Genomic DNA, 19,268 nt, shown 5'->3' with positions numbered 1-19,268 from the left:
CCGGGGCCGCGTGCTGTCCGGGCCCCGCCCTCCGGCCTGCCTAGCGTGCACGTGACCGATCGGCCCAGCCTTTCGTTCCCCCGGACGTGGGAAGGCACGGCAAAACGGATCAGAACCGAGGTGTTACGCCCATGGAGGCCCCGCCGGACAACGACGTGCTGTGGGCACGCGCCCTGCACTTCCGCCACCAGGACGGCTCACCGGGTGTCACCGGCATCTCCCTGGGCGTGCGCGAGGGCGAGATCCTCGCCGTCAGCGGCCCGCGCGGCTGCGGCAAGACGACGCTGCTGAGGTGCCTGGCCGGTCTGGTCCCGGCGCAGGACGGCGAGGTCTGGTTCAACAGCAAGGCCGTGCACCGGATGGGCCCGTTCGCCCGTGAGCGGCTGCGCCGCGACCGCTTCGGCTGGATCGACCCGGTCCCGACCCTCGTCCCCGAGCTGAACGTCTGGGAGAACACCGCCCTGCCCCTGATGCTGCGCGGCACCGGCCGCCGCCGGGCCAAGGCGGCCGCCCTGGAGTGGCTGGAGCGGCTCGACGTCGGCGACAAGGCCCGCAAGCACCCGGCCGAGCTCAAGCAGTCCGAGCGCCAGCGCGTCGCCATCGCCCGCGCGCTCGCCCCCGCCCCCACGGTCCTCTTCGCCGACGAGCCGACGGCGCCCCTGCACCGCGCCGACCGCGCGCACGTGCTGCGCACGCTCACCACCGCGGCCCGCTCGCACGGCATCACGGTCGTCCTCGCCACGCACGACGCGGAGACGGCGGCCCTCGCCGACCGCAAGGTCGACCTCCTGGACGGCCGCCGGGTCAACACCGTCCACCTGCCGCCGGTCCCCGAAGCGGAGGGCCGGGCCGAGTGCTCAGTCTCCGTCTGACCCGCGCCGCCCGCCCGACCGTGCACCTGCGCCGCCTCCTGGTGGCCGCGGCCGCCGCCGGCACGGGCTTCCTGCTGCTGTCCGCCCTCGGCTACGGGCTGACCCACCCGACCCACTCGACGGCGGCGCTCCTGCGCCTGTCCTGGTGCGCGATCCCGCTGGCCAGCACGGTGCAGCTCGCGGTCGCGGTCGCCCGCACCGACCCCGGCGCCAAGCCGCGCCCCGGCCTCTCCGCCTTCGGCCTGGGCCCGGCCCGCCTGATGGCCGTCGCCGCCCTCAACACGGCCCTCGCCTGCACCCTGGGCTCCCTGCTGGCCCTCCTGGTCTTCCTCCACCTGCGCGGCGACCTCACGGGCATGCCGTTCGACGGCGCCGCGAAGGACTTCCTGGCGGCCGACAGGTCCCTGCCCGTCCCGGCGGCCCTCACCCTCCTGGCCACCCTCCCGGTCCTCGCCTCCACGGCGGTCGCCCTGGCCCTCCGCCCCCGCGACCTCCCCCACGCCGACACCCGCACCCGCACCCGCGGCTACGGCCGCTTCGGCGCCTACGGCAGAACCCCCAGCCCCGAAACCTTCGGCACCTACGGCCGCTTCGGCGCCCGCTTCTTCCGCGGCCCAACACCCGGCACCCAGCCGCCGCTTCCCCCGCCGAACGCGCCCCAGCCATCCCGCCATCCCTCGCACACCCCCGAGCCACCACTCCACCCCACGGACAGCCCCGAGCCACCACTCCACCCCACGCACGCCCCCCAGCCACCACTCCACCCCACGGACAGCCCCCAGCCACCACTCCACCCCACGCACGCCCCCCAGCCACCACTCCACCCCGCCGACGGCCCCCAGTCACCGCTTCATCCCGCCGACGGCCCCCAGTCACCGCTTCATCCCGCGGGCAGTCGTGCCGCTTGGGCGGCACGGGTGGGCGCGGACGGCACCCTGCACGCGCCGGTAAGCGAACCCCACCCCCCGGCCCCAGCCGACCGCACCGACGACACCCCGGCCCCCCTCCCCGACCTCCCCACCGCCCCACCCCCAGCGCTCCCCTGGGGCATCGCCGTCCTCGCCGCAGGCCTCGCCGTGGAGTCCTACGCCGGCGCCACCGAAACCGCCCGCCACACCACCCTCCCCGGCGGCCTGGCCGGCGGCCCCGCCGGGGTCCTCGCCGGCTGGGCCCTCACCGCCCTCGGCCTGATCCTCGCCGGCCCCGGCCTCACCCACCTCTGCGGCCGCCTCCTCCAGTCCGTCCGCCCCGGCGCCCGCCGCCTCCTCGCCGGCCGCGTCCTGATGGCGGAGGCCACCCGCATCGGCCGCCCCCTCGGCGTCGTCTGCGCGGTGGCGTCGGCAGCCTTCGCGGCCACCGCCCTCCACGGCGGCGCCGGCGGCGCCCCCGCCTTCGGCCCCCTCACCGTCCTCGGCGGCCTCGTGGTGGCCGGCTGCACGGTCGCCACCCTCCTCACCGCCGCCGTCGAGGCCCGCCAGTCCCGCGCCGACACCACCGCGGCCCTGCTCCGGCTCGGCGCTCCGGCGACCGTGCTGCGCAGCGCGGCGGCCCTGCGCACCGGTGCCCTGCTGGCCCTCTTCGGCCCCCTCACCCTGCTGATCGCGGAGCTCGCCGCACTCCCGCTCGCACACTGAAAGTCCGTACGAAAAAACCCGGACCCGGCGATGACTTTCGCCGCGCCCCCTGGTCTATCCCCGCGAACGGCACGACACCCGAGGGAGAGACCCCATGTACCAGCAGATGATCTTCGTGAACCTGGCCACCGACGACGTCGCCGCGTCCCGGAAGTTCTTCACCGAGCTCGGTTACTCGATCAACCCGCAGTTCAGCAACGACGACTGCTCCTGCGTCGTGATCAGCGACACGATCATCGCGATGCTGCTGAGCAAGCAGCGCTACGCCGACTTCACGAAGAAGGAGATCGCCGACTCCACGAAGACCAGCGAGGTGCTGATCTGCCTGAGCGCGGAGAGCCGCGAGAAGGTCGACGAACTGGTGGCGAAGGCGGTCGCGGCCGGCGGCACGGCGAACGACGACGTCCAGGACCAGGGCTTCATGTACGGCCGTTCCTTCGAGGACCTCGACGGCCACAGCTGGGAGGTCGTGTGGATGGACCCGGCCGCGGTCCAGGGCTGACGCCTACAGTGGGCGGGTGCATCCGACACCCGCCCAGCCGTACCCCGCGCAGCCCCGTCCCGCCCGGCCGCACCGGGCCGCCCGCGACCGTGAGATCGAGTCCCTCGCCGAGTTCGACGAGGTCGTCGCCGCGCACGGCACGCTCGCCCGGTACCGGGTCCAGGCCGTCGATCTGACGGACCGTACGGACGTCCTGCTGGCCACCGACACCACCGGCGCCGTCTTCCTCGGCTGCCCGATGTCCCCCGAGGCCGCCGCCCGGGCCGGCGCGTCCGGCGCCCTGGTGTTCCCCCCGGTCCCGGACCTCCCTTTCGACCCCTACCGCGCCTTCGTGTACACGCCCGGCGAGCTCTTCGACTCGCTCGACGCGGGGTACGAGGCGACCCCGGACGCCCGCTCGTACGCCTGGTTCCAGCAGACCAGGGCGGACGGAGACATATTCGGCTCCATGCTCCGCTCGATCCACGACGACGCGGTCTCCGACGCGCTGGACGAACTCCTCGTCGGTGCCCGGGTGGTGGGCGTGATGGGCGGCCACGCGATGGCCCGCGGCACGGCGGAGTACGCCGGTGCCGCCCGCCTCGGCCGGGAGCTCGCGCGGTCCGGCTTCACGGTGGCGACCGGCGGCGGCCCGGGCGCGATGGAGGCGGCGAACCTCGGCGCGTACGCGGCGCCCTTCGACGACGGGATGCTCGACGAGGCGCTGGAACTCCTCGCCAAGGCACCGTCGTTCCGGCCGTCCGTCACCGACTGGGCGCGCGCCGCCTTCGAGGTCCGCGAGCGCTGGCCGGACGGCGGCCCGTCGGTCGGCATCCCCACCTGGTTCTACGGCCACGAGCCGCCGAACGCCTTCGCCGCGCACATCGCCAAGTACTTCGCCAACGCCACCCGCGAGGACGGCCTGCTGGCCCGCTCCAACGCCGGTGTGGTGTTCCTGCCGGGCGCCGCCGGGACCGTCCAGGAGATCTTCGACAACGCGACGCCCAACTACTACGAGTCACGAGGCGAGCCGACCCCGATGGTGCTCGTGAACGAGGCGCACTGGAGCGAGAAACTGCCGGCCTGGCAGCTGCTGACCTCGCTCGCGGGCGACCGCGCGATGGCGTCCCGTATCGCCCTGGTTGACCGGATCGAGCAAGCTTCACAAGCGCTGAAACGTCTCACTAATTAAACAGAAGGTAAAGTCAACACCTGTGGACCGCATATGCGTTGACACTACTTACGGCGCACTTATAGACCTGAGGGACTCTTGGGGATCCTGATGCCTCACCGCATCGCCGCATCAACTCCCCCTCAGCCCCCCTCAGTTATGCACTCAGTAAGGACAAACGTGTCCATATCCCGCCGCAGTGCACGTCGTTCCGTGCGCATCCTGGGTATTGCCTCCGCGTCGGCCGCGCTGGTCCTGGGCGTCTCCAGCAGCGCCCTCGCGTGCAACATCTCCGAGTTCTCCGCCGAAGCCACCTGCGACGGCTCCAACGGTGTCATCAACGTCAAGGACGTCGACGCCTCAGGCACTCCGGCCACCATCACCGTGTTCCTCGAGAGCAACGGTGCCGACGCGAAGCAGGTCGGCGACGCCCAGACCGTCAAGGGCTCCAAGGCAGGCACGACGGTCACCTTCTCCGAGGACTGGGCGCCCGACGCGACGTACCGCGTCCACGTCAAGGTCGACAGTGGCAAGATCCAGATCGACACGGACATCACGCCCAACCTGACCACCCCGTCGACGGCGTGCAAGTCCACGGAGAGCTCCAGCCCCTCCCCCTCGGACACGACCACCCCGTCGCCGTCCGCCACGGAGACCACCCCGGCCGAGTCGGACTCCCCGACCCCGTCGGCCACGGACAGCACCACCGCCCCGGCGACCACGTCGGACAACGCCCCGTCCCCGGCCGTCGGTGAGTCGAACCTCGCCGAGACCGGTGCCAACTCCAACACCGGCCTGATCGCCGGTATCGCCGCCGCGCTCGTGGTGGTCGGCGGTGGAGCCGTCTGGTTCGGCATGCGCCGCCGTGGGGCGCACAGCGGCAACTGACGCGCCGCTCACCCGTACGTACACCGTCGAGGCCCGTCCCCGTATCCCCGGGGGACGGGCCTCGGCCGTACCGCGGAATCCCTCAGTCCAGTACGACGGTCTCCGCCGCGTCGAACTCGACGCCCACCGCGTCCCCGGCCTCCGGCGCCGCCCGCAGCGCGCAGGCGGCCTCCAGACGGGGCCCGTCCAGGGGCTGGAGGTGGACGGTGACATGGGTGCCCTGGAAGGTGCGGGCGGCCACCGTGCAGGGCAGCCCCGCGTCGGCGGCGACGAGCCGTACGCCCGCCGGCCGTACCAGCAGCGTCCGCGGGCCCTGTGCCGAGCCCTCGGGCACCGGCACCTTCCCCCACGGCGTCACCGCGACCGTGCCCTCGACGGTCGCCGGGACCACGTTGCCGAAGCCGAGGAAGCGGGCGACGAACTCGTCCGCGGGCCGCTGCCAGACGTCGAGCGGCGTGCCGGACTGGGCGATCCGCCCGTCCCGCATCACCACCACCCGGTCGGCCAGCGCGAACGCCTCGCCCTGGTCGTGCGTCACGGCGAGCACGGTCGTACCCAACCGCCCGAACAGCTCCCGGAGTTCGACCACGAGCCGCTCCCGCAGCGAGCGGTCGAGCTGACCCAGCGGTTCGTCGAGCATCAGCAGCCGGGGCCGGGGCGCCAGGGCCCGGGCGAGCGCGACCCGCTGCTGCTCACCGCCGGAGAGCCCGGCGACGGCCCGGCCGGCCGCCCCCGGCAGCCCCACCAGCTCCAGCAACTCACCCACCCGCTCGGCCTGTTGCACTTTCCCGGCGCCACGCATCCGCAGCCCGAAGGCCACGTTCCCGCCGACGTCCCGCTGCGGGAACAGCTGGTGGTCCTGGAACATCAGCCCGACGCCCCGCCGGTGCGCCGGCATCCGCGCCTGGTCGTCGCCGTCGAGCAACACCCGCCCGGAGTCGAGCGGTTGCAGCCCCGCCACCGTCCGCAGCAGCGTCGACTTGCCGCTCCCGCTCGGCCCGAGCACGCACACCACCTCGTGCTCGGCCACCTCCAGGCCGACGGCGTCGAGCACGGCCCGCCCGCCGAACCGCACGGTGGCCTGCTCCAGTTCGAGAAGCGGCATCAGAACTCCCCCGTCCGGTCCGTCCGCAGCCGCTCAAGGACCAGCAGGGCCACGGCGCACACCACCATCAGAATCGTGGAAAGGGCCATCGCCTGGCCGTAGTTGAGATCACCGGGACGGGACAGCAGCCGGGCCACGGCGACCGGCAGGGTCGGGTTGTCGGGCCGCGCGATGAACACGGTCGCCCCGAACTCCCCCAGCGACACCGCGAACGCGAACCCCGCCGCGATCAGCAGCGCCCGCCGCACCAGTGGCAGATCGACCTCCCGCCACACCCGCCAGGGCGAGGCGCCCAGCACGGCCGCCGCCTCCCGCAGCCGCTCGTCCACGGCCCGCAGCACGGGCAGCATGGTCCGCACGACGAAGGGCACACCGACCAGCGCCTGAGCGAGCGGGACGAGGATCCAGGACTGGCGCAGGTCCAGCGGCGGCTTGTCGAGCGCGATCAGGAACCCGAAGCCGACGGTCACCGCGGACACCCCGAGCGGCAGCATCAGCAGCGCGTCGAAGCCCCGTACGAGGCGCCCCGCGTCCCGCCGGGCCAGCGCGGCGGCGGCGAGGCCGCCGATCACCACGGCGACGGCGGTGGCGACGACCGCGTACTGCAGCGAGTTGACGACCGACTCGATCGGCGCGACCAGGAAGGTCCCGCCGTCGGCGTCGCCCAGCGCCCGGTAGTACCCGAACCCGCCGTCGAACGACCGCCGTACCAGCACGGCCAGCGGCAGGACGAGGAGGAGCGCGACGGTGGCGAGGACCCCGCCGAGCAGCGCCCACTGCCCGGCGCCGCGCGGCCGGCGGGCCGTCACCGCCGGGTCCACCAGCCTGAGCGCGCTCTCCCGCCGCCGTACGGTCCACGCGTGCACGGCGAGGATCGCGCCGACCGCGGCGAACTGGACGAGGGTGAGGACGGCGGCCGTGGAGAGGTCGAAGATCTCGGAGGTCTGCCGGTAGATCTCCACTTCGAGGGTGGAGAACGTCGGCCCGCCGAGGATCTGCACCACGCCGAAGGAGGTGAAGGTGAAGAGGAAGACCATCAGCGCGGCGGCGGCCACGGCGGGCGCGAGCGCGGGCAGGGTGACCTTCCGCCAGGCGGCCAGGGGGGAGACGCCGAGCATCCGGGCGGCCTCCTCCTGCCGCGGGTCCAGCTGGGCCCAGAGCCCGCCCACCGTCCGTACGACGACCGCGTAGTTGAAGAAGACGTGCGCCAGCAGGATGGCCCAGACGGTGGTGTCGAGCCGTACGCCCCACAGTTCGTCCAGCAGGCCGCCCCGGCCCACGAGCGCGAGGAACGCGGTCCCCACGACCACCGTCGGCAGCACGAAGGGGACCGTCACCACGGCCCGCAGCACCTGCCTGCCCGGGAAGTCGAGGCGGGCGAAGACGTAGGCGGCGGGCAGCGCGGCCAGCAGGGTGAGCGCGGTGGAGGCGAGCGCCTGCCAGGTGGTGAACCAGAGCACATGGCGGATGTCGGACTGGCCGAGGACGTCGGCGATCCGCCCGAACCGCCACACCCCGTCGACCTTCAGCCCGCGCGTGACGATCGCCGCGACCGGCCAGGCGAAGAAGACGCCGAAGAACGCGACGGGCCCGAGCATCAACCCGAGCCGCGCCACGCTCCCACGCCGACCGGCCGCTGCGGCGACTTCCGCCACTTCGGCCACTTCGGCTACTTCGGTTACTTCAGTACGAGTGACGTCCACGTCTTGACCCACTGGTCACGGTTGGCGGCGATCTTGTCGGGCGCCATGGTCTCGGGGTCCTGGGCGGCGGGACCGTACTTCGTGAACTCGGCGGGCACGCTCGCGCCCTTCACCACCGGATACACGAACATGTTGAGCGGCATGTCCTCCTGGAACTCCTTGGAGACCAGGAAGTCGATGAGCGCCTTGCCGCCCTTGGTGTTCCCCGCGTTGCTCAGCAGCCCGGCGAACTCGATCTGCCGGAAGCAGGTGCCGGTCGCGACGCCGGTGGGCGCGGTGCTCGGCTTGGGGTCGGCGTAGATGACCTCGGCGGGCGGCGAGGAGGCGTACGACACGACGAGCGGCCGGTCGCCGCCGGCCTTCCTGCCGCCGGCCGAGCCGGAGAACTCCTCGTTGTACGCCTGCTCCCAGCCGTCGACGACCTTGACGCCGTTGGCCTTGAGCTGCTTCCAGTAGCCCTGCCAGCCGCTGTCCCCGTACTGCGCGGCGCTGCCGAGCAGGAATCCCAGCCCCGGCGAGGAGGTGGACGCGTTCTCGGTGACGAGGAGGTTCTTGTACTGCGGCTTGACGAGATCGGCGTACGAGGTGGGCGGGGTCAGCTTGTGCTTGCTGAAGTACGCCTTGTCGTAGTTGACGCAGATGTCGCCGTAGTCGATGGGCGTGACGCGGTGCCTGTCCGCGTCGAGCTGGTACGCCGTACCGACCGTGTCGAGCCCCTTCGCCTCGTACGGCTGGAAGAGACCGTTGTCGAGAGCGCGGGACAGCAGGGTGTTGTCGACGCCGAAGAAGACGTCGCCCTGCGGGTTGTCCTTGGTCAGGATCGCCTTGTTGACGGCCTGCCCGGCGTCGCCGTCCTTGAGGACCCTGACCTTGTAGCCGGACTGCTTCTCGAAGTCCTGGAGCACGTTCTTGGAGACGGCCCACGAGTCGTGGCTGACCAGGGTGACGGTCTTGGAGTCGGCCGCGGAACCCGACGACGACGAGCACGCGGACAGCGTGACGAGACCGAGCCCTACGGCCGCGGCCAAGAAGGTCCTTGTGTGCACTGGTGTTTTCCTCCTGGGGTTGACCAGGAAGAGACGCGGCCCTGCCCGCGGTGTGCGGGCAGGGCGCAACAGCTTGAGTGAAGACCGAACTTCCTACCCAGAATGACCTGGGCGAGGTTCAGAGGGTCTGCGGCCCGGTTGCCGCACTCTCAGCGCTGTGGCGCTCCCCTGTCGGAATATGAAGATGTACCTACGGCCCTCAGATTACCGCTCGGTGGCCGCGAGCTGACCACAGGCGCCGTCGATCTCCTGGCCACGGGTGTCCCGGACCGTCACCGGCACGCCGTGCGCCTCGATCGCCTCGACGAACGCCTTCTCGTCCTCCGGCCGCGACGCCGTCCACTTCGAACCGGGCGTCGGGTTCAGCGGAATCAGATTGACGTGCACGGGCTTGCCCTTGAGCAGCCGCCCCAGCCGGTCGCCCCGCCAGGCCTGGTCGTTGATGTCGCGGATGAGCGCGTACTCGATGCTGAGCCGCCGCCCGCTCTTCTCGACGTACTCGAACCCGGCGTCGAGGACCTCGCGCACCTTCCACCGTGTGTTCACGGGGACGAGGGTGTCGCGCAGTTCGTCGTCGGGGGCGTGCAGCGAGATCGCCAGCCGGCACTTGAAGCCCTCGTCGGCGAACCGGTGGATGGCAGGGACCAGTCCGACGGTCGAGACGGTGATCCCGCGCTGCGAGAGCCCGAGCCCGTCCGGAGCCGGATCGGTGAGCGCCCGGATCGCTCCGACCACCCGCTTGTAGTTGGCGAGCGGCTCACCCATCCCCATGAAGACGATGTTCGAGAGCCGCGCGGGCCCGCCGGGCACGTCCCCGTCCCTGAGCGCCCGCATCCCGTCCACGATCTGGTGGACGATCTCGGCGGTCGACAGGTTGCGGTCAAGCCCCGCCTGCCCGGTCGCGCAGAACGGGCAGTTCATACCGCACCCCGCCTGCGAGCTGATGCACATCGTCACCCGGTCCGGGTAGCGCATCAGCACCGACTCGACGAGCGTGCCGTCGAACAGCCGCCACAGCGTCTTGCGCGTCGTCCCCTCGTCGGTCGACAGATGCCGTACGACCGTCATCAGCTCGGGAAACAGCGCCTCCCGCAGCTTGTCCCGCGATCCGGCCGGGATGTCGGTCCACTGCTCGGGGTCGTGCGCGTACCGCGCGAAGTAGTGCTGCGACAGCTGCTTGGCACGAAACGGCTTCTCCCCGACCTCGGCCACCGCGTCCTTGCGCTCGGCAGGCGAGAGATCAGCGAGATGCCGCGGCGGCTTCTTGGCTCCGCGCGGCGCTACGAAAGTGAGTTCTCCGGGATTAGGCATGGCCCTACCAGTGTCGCAGATCAACTGAAGTGGCCTGCGACCGAAGGTTTGGCGGGGGCCGGGGGCTCAGCTCCGGGCGGTCGTGATGACGGCGAAGAGGGCGCCGGAGGGGTCGAGGAACATGGCGAAGCGGCCGATGCCGGGGGCCTCGGTGACCGGGATGAGGACGGTGGCGCCGGCCTCGGTGGCCCTGGCGGACGTGGCGTCGCAGTCGGTGACCTCGAAGTACGGGTGCCACTCCGGGGTGGATCCGGCGTCGAGGTTGGCCTGGGGCAGCTGCATCAGGCCGCCGTGGGCCGCCGCGGGGCCGGCGCCGGCCGGGGTGAGGATCGTGTAGGTCAGGCCCGGGCCCATCGGCACGTCCCGCGTCTGCCAGGAGAAGACCGACTCGTAGAACGCCTTCGCCGCGTCCGCGTCGGTGGTGTAGAGCTCCGTCCTGGCCAGGCTGCCGGGGGCCGCGACGAGGTCCATGCCCTTGGTCTCGCCCGGCTGCCAGACCGCGAAGTCCGCGCCGGTGGGGTCGACGAAGGCCGCCGCACGCCCGAAGGCGAAGACGTCCGCCGGGGCGATCCGGACGCTGCCGCCCGCCTGCTCGACGGCCTTGGCGGTGGCGTCGGCGTCCGGGGTGTGGAAGTAGACCCGCCAGGACGGGGTCGCGCCCTCCGCCGTGAGCGGACCGATCCCGGCGACCGTGCCGCCGTCCTGCTCGAAGAAGCCGTAGCCGCCCGCCTCGGGGCCCGCGGACCGGTGCTGCCAGCCGAAGACGGCCGAGTAGAAGGCGGCGCTCGCGTCGGTGTCCGTGGTGCCCAGGTCGAGCCAGTTCGGGGCGCCGGGGACGTAGGTGGTCGTCAGCATGGTGGGGTTCTCCTCGGTCCTCTCCGGCCCTCGCCGGTCACCAGGTCACGGGCAGCGTACGCGGTCCGCGGATCAGGCCCTGGCGCTGGAACTCGACCTCCTCGGGAGGTACGGCCAGCCGGATGCCGGGGAAACGGGCGAGCACCGAGCCGATCATGGTCTCGGCCTCCATGCGGGCCATGATCGCGGCCATGCAGTGGTGGGGGCCGTGACCGAAGGCGATGTGCGGGCCGTCGGCGCGGTCGAAGTCCAGGTCGTCGGGGTCGGTGAAGACGGCGGGGTCGCGGTTGGCCGCGACGTAGGCGTTGTAGACGACGTCACCGGCCCGGATCAGTCGGCCGCCGACCTCGACGTCCTCGACGGCGACCCGCGGGATGCCGACGCCGTTGCGGTGCGGGACGTAGCGCAACAGCTCGTCCACCGCCTTGGGGAGCAGCTCCGGCTCACGGCGCAGCCGGTCCAGGTGCCTGGGGTGGGTGAGCAGCGCGTACATCATCGAGCCGCTGTTGTTGCGGACCGCGTGGCCGCCGCTGACCTGGATGGCGGTGGCCAGGGAGATCGCCTCGTCGTCGGTGATCTCCCCGTCCGCGGTGGCCTGGGCCAGCACTCCGGCGAGGTCCTCGCGCGGCTCGTCGCGGCGGCTCCGCAGCAGCTCGGCGATCCGGGCCCGGGTGGCCCTGGCGGCCTCCCGGGCGCGTTCCTCGGCGTCGGGGCCAGCGGAGAGCAGTGCCTCGCCGGTGGCCGCCCAGCGGTGCCAGTCCTTCTCGTCGACGCCGAGGAAGTCACGGATGACGGCGATCGGGAAGGGGCCGTGCAGCTGCTCCATGAGGTCGGCCGGCGGGCCCGCCGCCTCCATCGCGTCAAGGAGTTCGCCGGCCCTGCGCTCCGCCATCGGCCGCAGCCGCTGCATGGCCCGCCCGGTGAAGGCACGGGCGACGACCCGGCGCAGCCGGTTGTGCCCGGGCGGGTCGATGTACTGCAGGCCGGCCGTCTGGGAGGCCACCGGCGCCGGGCGCATGCTGGTGATCTCGCGGCCGACGACCAGTTCCCGGGAGAAGCGCGGGTCGGAGGTGACGAAGCGGACGTCCTCGTACCGGGTGACCAGCCAGGCCTCCCCCTCGCCGTACGCGAGCCGGATCCGGGTGACCGGCTCCTCGCGCATCATCTCGTCCAGGAACGGGTCGGGGTCGAGCGCGGGCAGGTCGTCGACGGGCCAGAACCGTACCGGCGGCGGAGGCGGGACGGGAGACGGGGTGGAGGCCGGAGCCGGGTCGAGGGGCATGGGCACACTCCCTGCGCGTCGGCGGAGACGTCGGAGGAGACAGCGTCCTCACCGGAAGTCTGCCTCCGCCCGGAATGACCTTGCGATTTCTGCTGCGTCATCCGGGGCCGACATGCCGACGGGCCCCCGCCCTGTGAAGGACGGGGGCCCGGCTACGGCGGCTGTACGGCAGCCGCCGCCGATGTCTCTGTGGATCAAGCCGACAGCCGACGTGGATCCGCCGCCGGCCAACGTGGATCAGCCTCCGGCCGGCGTGGACCAGCCGAAAGCCGGTGTCACAGTGGCTCAGCCGCTGCCGACGAACAGCACCATCAGCAGCCACACCACCGGCGCCGTCGGCAGCAGGGAGTCCAGCCGGTCCATGATGCCGCCGTGGCCCGGGAGGAGCGTGCCCATGTCCTTGATGCCCAGGTCGCGCTTGATCATGGACTCGCCGAGGTCGCCGAGCGTGGCGCTGGCCGCGACCGCGAGGCCCAGCAGCAGGCCCTGCCACCAGTGGCCGTCGTCGATCAGGAACTCCATGCACAGCGCGCCCGCGACCATCGCGAACAGCACCGCGCCGACCAGGCCCTCGCGGGTCTTGCCGGGGCTGATGCGCGGGGCGAGCTTGTGGGTGCCGAAGCGCCAGCCGACCGCGTAGGCGCCGGTGTCGCTGACCACCGTGAGGAGCAGGAAGGTCAGCACCCGGAGGGGGCCGTCCTCGGCGGTGAGCATCATCGCGACGAACGTCGCCAGGAACGGCACGTAGAACGCCGCGAAGAGACCCGCCGTGACGTCCTTGAGGTAGCCGTCCGGCGGTTCCGTCATCCGCCAGACCAGAACCGCGAGGCCGGTGAGCGCCAGGGCGACCCAGGCGCCCTCGGCCCCCCGGGCGTACCCGGCGACCACCATCGCGGCGCCGCCCAGCGCCAGCGGGACCAGGGGCGCCTTGATGCCCTTGCGCTCCTGGAGCCTGCTGGTCAGTTCCCACAGGCCCACCACGACCGCGATCGCCACGACACCGACGAAGACGGCCTTGACGACGAACAGGGACGCCACGATCACGACGCCCAGTCCGACACCGACCCCTATGGCCGCACCCAGGTCGCGTCCCGCGCTCTTTTTCTGCGGCGCGGGGGCCGGCTGTGGGGCGTCGGGCATGGGCTCCGGATTCTGCGGCGCCGCCGCATGGGGCATGGGCTGCGCCGACGGTGTGTCGTTGCGGAACGTCTCGTCTCGGAACATGGGGCCGCCCAGCCGAGCGGCCCCCCTGTCACCGTCCTGGTCCGAGCCGTACGCGGGTACGTCATCGGGCACGATGGGCATGGGGCGAGTCTGCTGCGCGTTCTGCGCATCGTACGCGGGACCCGCCGGGGCGGCTCCCCGGACATGCCCCTGGTCGTAGCCGTGGGCGCGACCGAGGTCGTACCCCTGGCCGGGACCCTGGGCAGGGCCTGCGCCCGCGCCGTACCCCTGGCCGGTGCCGTGGGCGAGGCCGGGGCCGTATCCCTGGCCGGAGCCGAGGTCGTACCCCTGGCCGGAGCCGTCGTCGTACCCCTGGCCGGTGCCCTGATCGGTCGGTCCCCAGTACCCGGCCGGTGCTCCGGCCTGGCCGACGGGTGATCCGGCCTGCCCGGGCTGCCGCCCGGCGTGCGGCGGGGCTCCCCAGGATGAGTCGTTCATCAGACTTCGAGAAGCTCCGCTTCCTTGTGCTTGAGGAGCTCGTCCACCTGCGCGACGTACTTCGCGGTGGTGTCGTCGAGCTCCTTCTCGGCGCGGCGGCCCTCGTCCTCGCCGACCTCGCCGTCCTTGATCAGCTTGTCGATCGCGTCCTTGGCCTTGCGGCGGACGGAGCGGATGGAGACCTTGGAGTCCTCCGCCTTGCCCTTCGCGACCTTGATGTAGTCGCGGCGGCGCTCCTCGGTGAGCTCGGGGAACACCACCCGGATGATGTTGCCGTCGTTGCTCGGGTTGACGCCCAGGTCCGAGTCGCGGATCGCCTGCTCGATGTTGCGCAGGGCCGTCTTGTCGAACGGGGTCACGACCGCCATGCGCGGTTCCGGCACGGAGAACGAGGCCAGCTGGTTGATCGGCGTCGGCGCGCCGTAGTAGTCGGCCACGATCTTGTTGAACATCGCCGGGTGCGCACGCCCGGTGCGGATCGCGGCGAAGTCCTCCTTGGCGACCACGACGGCCTTCTCCATCTTCTCCTCGGCTTCGAGGAGGGTCTCTTCGATCACCACTTGCTCCTGCGTGTCTTGAGTAAGGCCCGGCTGCGGTTCCGTTGCGGGCGGCGGCCGGCTGCGTCGCGTCTTCTTTCCCTGACGGTTCCCGACCGGCAGGACATTGTCCATCCCCCGGTCAGGGTCCGTCAGGCGGTGCCGGTCAGTCCCGGCTGCCCTGGTCGCCCACCAGCGTGCCGATCTTCTCACCCTTGACGGCGCGCGCGATATTGCCCTCCGCCAGCAGCTCGAACACCAGGATGGGCAGCTTGTTGTCGCGGCAGAGCGTGATCGCGGTGGCGTCGGCGACCTTGAGCTCGCGGGTGATGACCTCGCCGTAGCCGAGGGAGTCGAACTTGACCGCGTCGGGGTTGGTCTTGGGGTCGGAGTCGTAGACCCCGTCCACGCCGTTCTTGCCCATGAGCAGCGCCTCGGCGTCGATCTCCAGGGCGCGCTGGGCGGCGGTGGTGTCGGTGGAGAAGTACGGCATGCCCATACCGGCGCCGAAGATGACCACACGGCCCTTCTCCAGGTGGCGCACGGCGCGCAGCGGGATGTAGGGCTCGGCGACCTGTCCCATGGTGATCGCGGTCTGCACCCGGCTGTCGATGCCCTCCTTCTCCAGGAAGTCCTGGAGGGCGAGGCAGTTCATCACGGTGCCGAGCATGCCCATGTAGTCCGAGCGGGCCCGGTCCATGCCGCGCTGCTGGAGCTCCGCGCCGCGGAAGAAGTTGCCGCCGCCGATCACGACGGCGACCTCTGCGCCATCGCGGACGACGGCCGCGATCTCACGGGCGATCTTGTGTACCACGTCGGGGTCCACGCCCAGGCCACCGCCACCGGAGAAGGCCTCTCCGGACAGCTTCAGCAGAAACCGGCCGTGTACTTTGCCGTCGTCGCTCTTCTGGGCCTTGGTGGTCATGGAGATCCCGCCTCTTTCACGTGGTGCACATACAAAGAAGGCCATTGCCGGTGGGGTCGCTTTTCGCTGCCCATGCGCGGCAATGGCCTCCTCGTCAGATCTGCCGCCGTCCGTCACGCCCCTGGGTGTGGCGGTGTGTGCGGACGACTGCTGTCGACCGACCCTATCGGGATTTCCCCGCGGGTCGCGCGTCGATCGCGGTACGGACTCAGATGCCGACCTTGATGCGCGCGAAGCGCTTCAGGGTGACACCGGCCTCGTCCAGGACCTTCTGGACCGACTTCTTGTTGTCCAGCGCGTACGGCTGGCCGAGCAGCGTGGCGTCCTTGAAGAAGCCGTTGAGGCGACCCTCGACGATCTTCGGCAGGGCGGCCTCGGGCTTGCCCTCGGCGCGGGTGGTCTCCTCGGCGACACGGCGCTCGGTCTCGACGACCTCGGCCGGCACGTCTTCCTTGGCGAGGTACTTCGGGGCGAACGCGGCGATGTGCTGCGCGATGCCCTTGGCGACCTCGGCGTTCGGCTTGTCCAGCTCGACGAGGACACCGATCTGCGGGGGCAGGTCGGGCATCGTGCGGTGCATGTACGCGGTCACGTAACCGTCGGCGTACTGCGCGAAGCGCTCCAGGACGATCTTCTCGCCGAGGTTGGCGTTGGCCTCGTCGACGTACGCCTGGACGGTCTTGCCGGGCTCGATCTCGGAGGCGAGCAGGGCGTCCAGGTCCGCGTAGGAGGACTTGGCGACGTGCTCGGCGATGGTGTTGGCGACGGCCTGGAACCGGTCGCCCTTGGCGACGAAGTCCGTCTCGCACTTCAGCTCGACGAGGACGCCGGAGGAGTTGTCGTCGGCGATGATCGAGACCACGGCGCCGTTCTCGGCGGAGCGGCCCTCGCGCTTGGCGACGCCCTTCTGGCCCTTGATGCGGAGCGCCTCGACAGCCTTGTCGACGTCGCCCTCGGCCTCGTCCAGGGCCTTCTTGCAGTCCATCATGCCGGCGCCGGTGAGCTCGCGGAGCTTCTTGACGTCAGCGGCGGTGTAGTTCGCCATGAGTCGTTAAGTCTTTCTCGAAGTCGGGAGATCTGCCCGATCCACGATCTACACGGAGATGTAGAGCGCGAATCTATGGGTGAACGGCGGGGGCGTACGAGATGTCGTCGCCCCCGCCGTCAACGCTGACGGGTCAGGCCTGCTCGGCGTCCGCGGCCGGAGCCTCGGCGACCGGCGCGTCGGCAGCCGCAGCCTCGGCAGCCGGAGCCTCGACAGCGGCCTCGGCGGCGGCCGGGGCCTCGGCCTGCTCCGCGTCGGCGACCTTCTCGGTCTCGGCGGAGGTCTGGACCTCGGCGTCGTCCGCCTTCTTCTCGCCCTCGAGCAGGTCGCGCTCCCACTCGGCGAGCGGCTCGGCCGCGGCCTTCTCGCCCTTGTCACCGGTGGCGACGCGCGAGCGGCTGATGAGGCCCTCGGCGACGGCGTCGGCGATCACGCGGGTGAGCAGGGTGACGGAGCGGATCGCGTCGTCGTTGCCCGGGATCTTGTAGTCGACCTCGTCGGGGTCGCAGTTGGTGTCGAGGATCGCGACGACCGGGATGTTGAGCTTCCGGGCCTCACCGACCGCGATGTGCTCCTTCTTGGTGTCCACGATCCAGACGGCGCTGGGCACCTTCTGCATCTCGCGGATACCGCCGAGGGTCTTCTCCAGCTTGGTCTTCTCGCGCGAGAGCACGAGAAGCTCCTTCTTGGTCAGACCGGACGCGGCGACGTCCTCGAAGTCGATCTGCTCGAGCTCCTTGAGGCGCTGCAGACGCTTGTAGACGGTCGAGAAGTTGGTGAGCATGCCGCCCAGCCAGCGCTGGTTGACGAAGGGCATGCCGACGCGGGTGGCCTGCTCGGCGATGGCCTCCTGCGCCTGCTTCTTCGTGCCGACGAACATGACCGTGCCGCCGTGGGCGACGGTCTCCTTGACGAACTCGTAGGCGCGGTCGATGTACGACAGCGACTGGAGCAGGTCGATGATGTAGATGCCGTTGCGCTCGGTGAAGATGAAGCGCTTCATCTTCGGGTTCCAGCGACGGGTCTGGTGACCGAAGTGGACGCCGCTCTCCAGCAGCTCCCGCATCGTGACGACGGCCATGGCCGTATCTCCTTGAATTTCTCGGTTGTGCCGCGGGGGCCGGACGGCTCCCGCGCCTGACGCCCGTGTGCGCTGTGCCGCGAAGGACCGAGAAGCGCTGACACCCGCTGGTGAGGGCCAGGTGTCGGGGCGTGCGAAGTCGACCCGGTGACCCGGATCGCCAAGGGAAGTGTACGGGACCGGGAAGGCGCCGGGTGACGCCGCTGTCCACAACTCGGGAGTAATCCACAGGTACCGGCCATGATCGGCGCCGGTGCGGGAGCGTTCGGCCATGTTGGTCATGCGACGCGCGATGCGATGGATGTGGGCGGCGACGGTGTTGCCGCTGGCCCTGGGGGCGGCCGCGGCCCGGGCCTGGGTCGGCGCGGACGGCCCGCCACCCCCTGCCGGGCCACCCGGTCCACCCGTGCCGGCGCTCGCCCGGGCCTGGCCGGTGGGGGTACGGCCACCGGTCCTGCGCGGCTGGGAGCCACCCGCGACGGTGTACGGCGCCGGGCACCGGGGGGTCGATCTGGGCGCGGCCCCCGGTGCGCCGGTACGGGCGGTGGCCGCGGGCCGGGTCTCCTACGCGGGGCGGGTGGCGGGGCGGGGCGTGGTGTCGGTGACCCTGACGGGGACGGACCTGCGCACGACGTACGAGCCGGTGACGGCGACGGTGGAGAAGGGACAGGCGGTGGCGGCGGGGGAGGTGGTGGGCACGGTGGAGCCGGGGGGCGCGCACTGTGGCGCTCGCACGTGTGTGCACTGGGGGTTGCTCAGGGGGGAGGCGTATCTGGACCCGTTGCTGCTGTTGCCGCCGTGGCTGCTGGACGGGGGGCCGCCGAGGTTGTTGCCGGTGTTGGGGGTGCCGCTGCCACAGGCGTGAGCCGGGGTTTCCGTTGCCGGAGGGGTCGCGGGGTCAGTCGTGCGACCGCGGACCGGTGGGGGCTGGTCGCGCAGTTCCCCGCGCCCCTGAAAACATAGCTGCGGGCAGTCGTGCCGCTGGGGCGGCACGGGTGGGCGCTGCGGCACCCGGCAAGCGCCGGTGAGCGTCCCCACCCCCGGCCCCAGCCCCTCAGCCCTGGACACCCCGCAGCGCCATCGCCACGGCCGCCTCGGTGATGACCGCCGGGTCCTCCGCAGCGCCCAGCTCGATCCGCCGTACCGCCGCGTCCACGACGCCCTGCACCAGCATCGCCGCCAGCCGGGGCTGGCCGTGCCCCAGCTCCCCGAGCGCCTCCACGATCATCGCGACGAGCCCGCCGTGCGCGGCCCGGATCTTCTCCCGGGCCCCCGCGTCCAGCTCGCTCGCGGAGATCGCGACCACCGCCCGGTGCCGCCGGTCCCCGACCAGCGCGAGCTGCTGCCGTACGTACGCCTCGACCTTGCCATCGGCGGAAGCCGCCCGCTCCATCGCCGTGGCGACCTCCGCCGCCCACACGGGGAAGTCGACCTCGCACAGCTCCTCGACCACGGCGGCCCGGGAACGGAAGTACTCGTAGACGGACGACCGCGCGAGCCCCGTGCGCTCGGCGAGCGCGGGGAACGTCAGCGCCTCCGTCCCGCCCTCGGACAGGAGGGACCGGGCCGCGTCCAGCAGGGCGGCTCGCTGCATCGACCGGTGCTCGGCCACGGAGGCCGCTCGAATCCTTGGCACGTCGACCACTGTACGGACGCGCCGGGCCGGACGGG

At 71.7% G+C, this 19,268-nt stretch carries 18 protein-coding genes and 1 riboswitch; of the genes, 6 read left to right on the top strand and 12 right to left on the bottom strand.

Annotation, left to right across the window (positions count from 1 at the left end):
- Positions 1–131 precede the first annotated feature (131 nt).
- The 5 genes from ACGF5O_RS33950 (at position 132) to ACGF5O_RS33930 (ending at position 5,046) form a co-directional block, all read left to right on the top strand.
- Complete coding sequence (locus ACGF5O_RS33950) at positions 132–872, top strand: ABC transporter ATP-binding protein (RefSeq protein WP_393813706.1); 741 nt, start codon at positions 132–134, stop codon at positions 870–872.
- A complete protein-coding gene (locus tag ACGF5O_RS33945) occupies positions 854–2,506 on the top strand; it encodes a hypothetical protein (RefSeq protein WP_393813705.1) in 1,653 nt (550 codons plus the stop codon). The genes ACGF5O_RS33950 and ACGF5O_RS33945 overlap by 19 nt, the downstream gene beginning before the upstream one ends.
- Before the next feature lie 94 nt (positions 2,507–2,600).
- Positions 2,601–3,008 (top strand): VOC family protein, encoded by a 408-nt coding sequence (locus tag ACGF5O_RS33940; RefSeq protein WP_393813704.1) that lies wholly within the window; start codon positions 2,601–2,603, stop codon positions 3,006–3,008.
- A 16-nt stretch (positions 3,009–3,024) separates the two neighbouring features.
- A complete protein-coding gene (locus ACGF5O_RS33935; protein WP_393813703.1) occupies positions 3,025–4,179 on the top strand; it encodes an LOG family protein in 1,155 nt (384 codons plus the stop codon).
- 138 nt (positions 4,180–4,317) lie between these two features.
- The gene (locus ACGF5O_RS33930; protein ID WP_393813702.1) at positions 4,318–5,046 is read left to right on the top strand and encodes an LAETG motif-containing sortase-dependent surface protein; all 729 of its coding nucleotides are present in this window, start codon (positions 4,318–4,320) and stop codon (positions 5,044–5,046) included.
- Positions 5,047–5,128: 82 nt separating this feature from the next.
- Here ACGF5O_RS33930 and ACGF5O_RS33925 read toward each other — a convergent pair whose 3' ends face one another.
- The 11 genes from ACGF5O_RS33925 to rpsB all read right to left on the bottom strand — a co-directional run bounded on the left by ACGF5O_RS33925 (position 5,129) and on the right by rpsB (position 17,597).
- A complete protein-coding gene (locus ACGF5O_RS33925; protein WP_393813701.1) occupies positions 5,129–6,151 on the bottom strand; it encodes an ABC transporter ATP-binding protein in 1,023 nt (340 codons plus the stop codon).
- Positions 6,151–7,749: an ABC transporter permease gene (locus ACGF5O_RS33920; RefSeq protein WP_393813700.1), complete on the bottom strand. Its 1,599-nt coding sequence runs from the start codon at positions 7,747–7,749 to the stop codon at positions 6,151–6,153. The genes ACGF5O_RS33925 and ACGF5O_RS33920 overlap by 1 nt, the downstream gene beginning before the upstream one ends.
- 80 nt (positions 7,750–7,829) lie before the next feature.
- Positions 7,830–8,900 (bottom strand): thiamine ABC transporter substrate binding subunit, encoded by a 1,071-nt coding sequence (locus ACGF5O_RS33915; RefSeq protein ID WP_393813699.1) that lies wholly within the window; start codon positions 8,898–8,900, stop codon positions 7,830–7,832.
- Positions 8,901–8,972: 72 nt separating this feature from the next.
- A riboswitch (TPP riboswitch) is annotated at positions 8,973–9,080 on the bottom strand.
- A 24-nt stretch (positions 9,081–9,104) separates the two neighbouring features.
- Entirely contained in the window at positions 9,105–10,211 is a 1,107-nt protein-coding gene (rlmN, locus tag ACGF5O_RS33910; protein WP_393813698.1) for a 23S rRNA (adenine(2503)-C(2))-methyltransferase RlmN, read from the bottom strand.
- 66 nt (positions 10,212–10,277) lie between these two features.
- Positions 10,278–11,066 carry a VOC family protein gene (locus tag ACGF5O_RS33905; protein WP_393813697.1) on the bottom strand — a complete coding sequence of 263 codons (789 nt, stop codon included), beginning with the start codon at positions 11,064–11,066 and terminating at the stop codon, positions 10,278–10,280.
- Between the two features lie 37 nt (positions 11,067–11,103).
- Complete coding sequence (locus ACGF5O_RS33900) at positions 11,104–12,348, bottom strand: cytochrome P450 (RefSeq protein ID WP_393813696.1); 1,245 nt, start codon at positions 12,346–12,348, stop codon at positions 11,104–11,106.
- Between the two features lie 285 nt (positions 12,349–12,633).
- Positions 12,634–14,010, bottom strand: coding sequence for a phosphatidate cytidylyltransferase (locus ACGF5O_RS33895; protein WP_393813695.1), 1,377 nt, complete (start codon positions 14,008–14,010; stop codon positions 12,634–12,636).
- The gene (gene frr, locus ACGF5O_RS33890; protein ID WP_089098486.1) at positions 14,010–14,567 is read right to left on the bottom strand and encodes a ribosome recycling factor; all 558 of its coding nucleotides are present in this window, start codon (positions 14,565–14,567) and stop codon (positions 14,010–14,012) included. The genes ACGF5O_RS33895 and frr overlap by 1 nt, the downstream gene beginning before the upstream one ends.
- Before the next feature lie 145 nt (positions 14,568–14,712).
- Positions 14,713–15,471, bottom strand: coding sequence for a UMP kinase (gene pyrH / locus ACGF5O_RS33885; RefSeq protein ID WP_393813694.1), 759 nt, complete (start codon positions 15,469–15,471; stop codon positions 14,713–14,715).
- A 208-nt stretch (positions 15,472–15,679) separates the two neighbouring features.
- Entirely contained in the window at positions 15,680–16,516 is an 837-nt protein-coding gene (tsf, locus tag ACGF5O_RS33880) for a translation elongation factor Ts (RefSeq protein ID WP_393813693.1), read from the bottom strand.
- 133 nt (positions 16,517–16,649) lie between these two features.
- Entirely contained in the window at positions 16,650–17,597 is a 948-nt protein-coding gene (gene rpsB / locus ACGF5O_RS33875; protein WP_393813692.1) for a 30S ribosomal protein S2, read from the bottom strand.
- Positions 17,598–17,868: 271 nt separating this feature from the next.
- Here rpsB and ACGF5O_RS33870 point away from each other — a divergent pair, with 271 nt between their 5' ends.
- The gene (locus ACGF5O_RS33870) at positions 17,869–18,462 is read left to right on the top strand and encodes a murein hydrolase activator EnvC family protein (RefSeq protein ID WP_393813691.1); all 594 of its coding nucleotides are present in this window, start codon (positions 17,869–17,871) and stop codon (positions 18,460–18,462) included.
- Positions 18,463–18,651: 189 nt separating this feature from the next.
- Here ACGF5O_RS33870 and ACGF5O_RS33865 read toward each other — a convergent pair whose 3' ends face one another.
- Positions 18,652–19,209 (bottom strand): TetR/AcrR family transcriptional regulator, encoded by a 558-nt coding sequence (locus ACGF5O_RS33865; protein ID WP_393813817.1) that lies wholly within the window; start codon positions 19,207–19,209, stop codon positions 18,652–18,654.
- Positions 19,210–19,268: the final 59 nt, after the last annotated feature.

Origin of the sequence: Streptomyces sp. NPDC048291 (genome assembly GCF_043201715.1) — a bacterium.
In the GTDB taxonomy this organism is placed as follows: domain Bacteria; phylum Actinomycetota; class Actinomycetes; order Streptomycetales; family Streptomycetaceae; genus Streptomyces.
The sequence above is the reverse complement of the archived record's forward strand: the minus strand, read 5'-3'. Positions and strand labels throughout refer to the sequence as shown.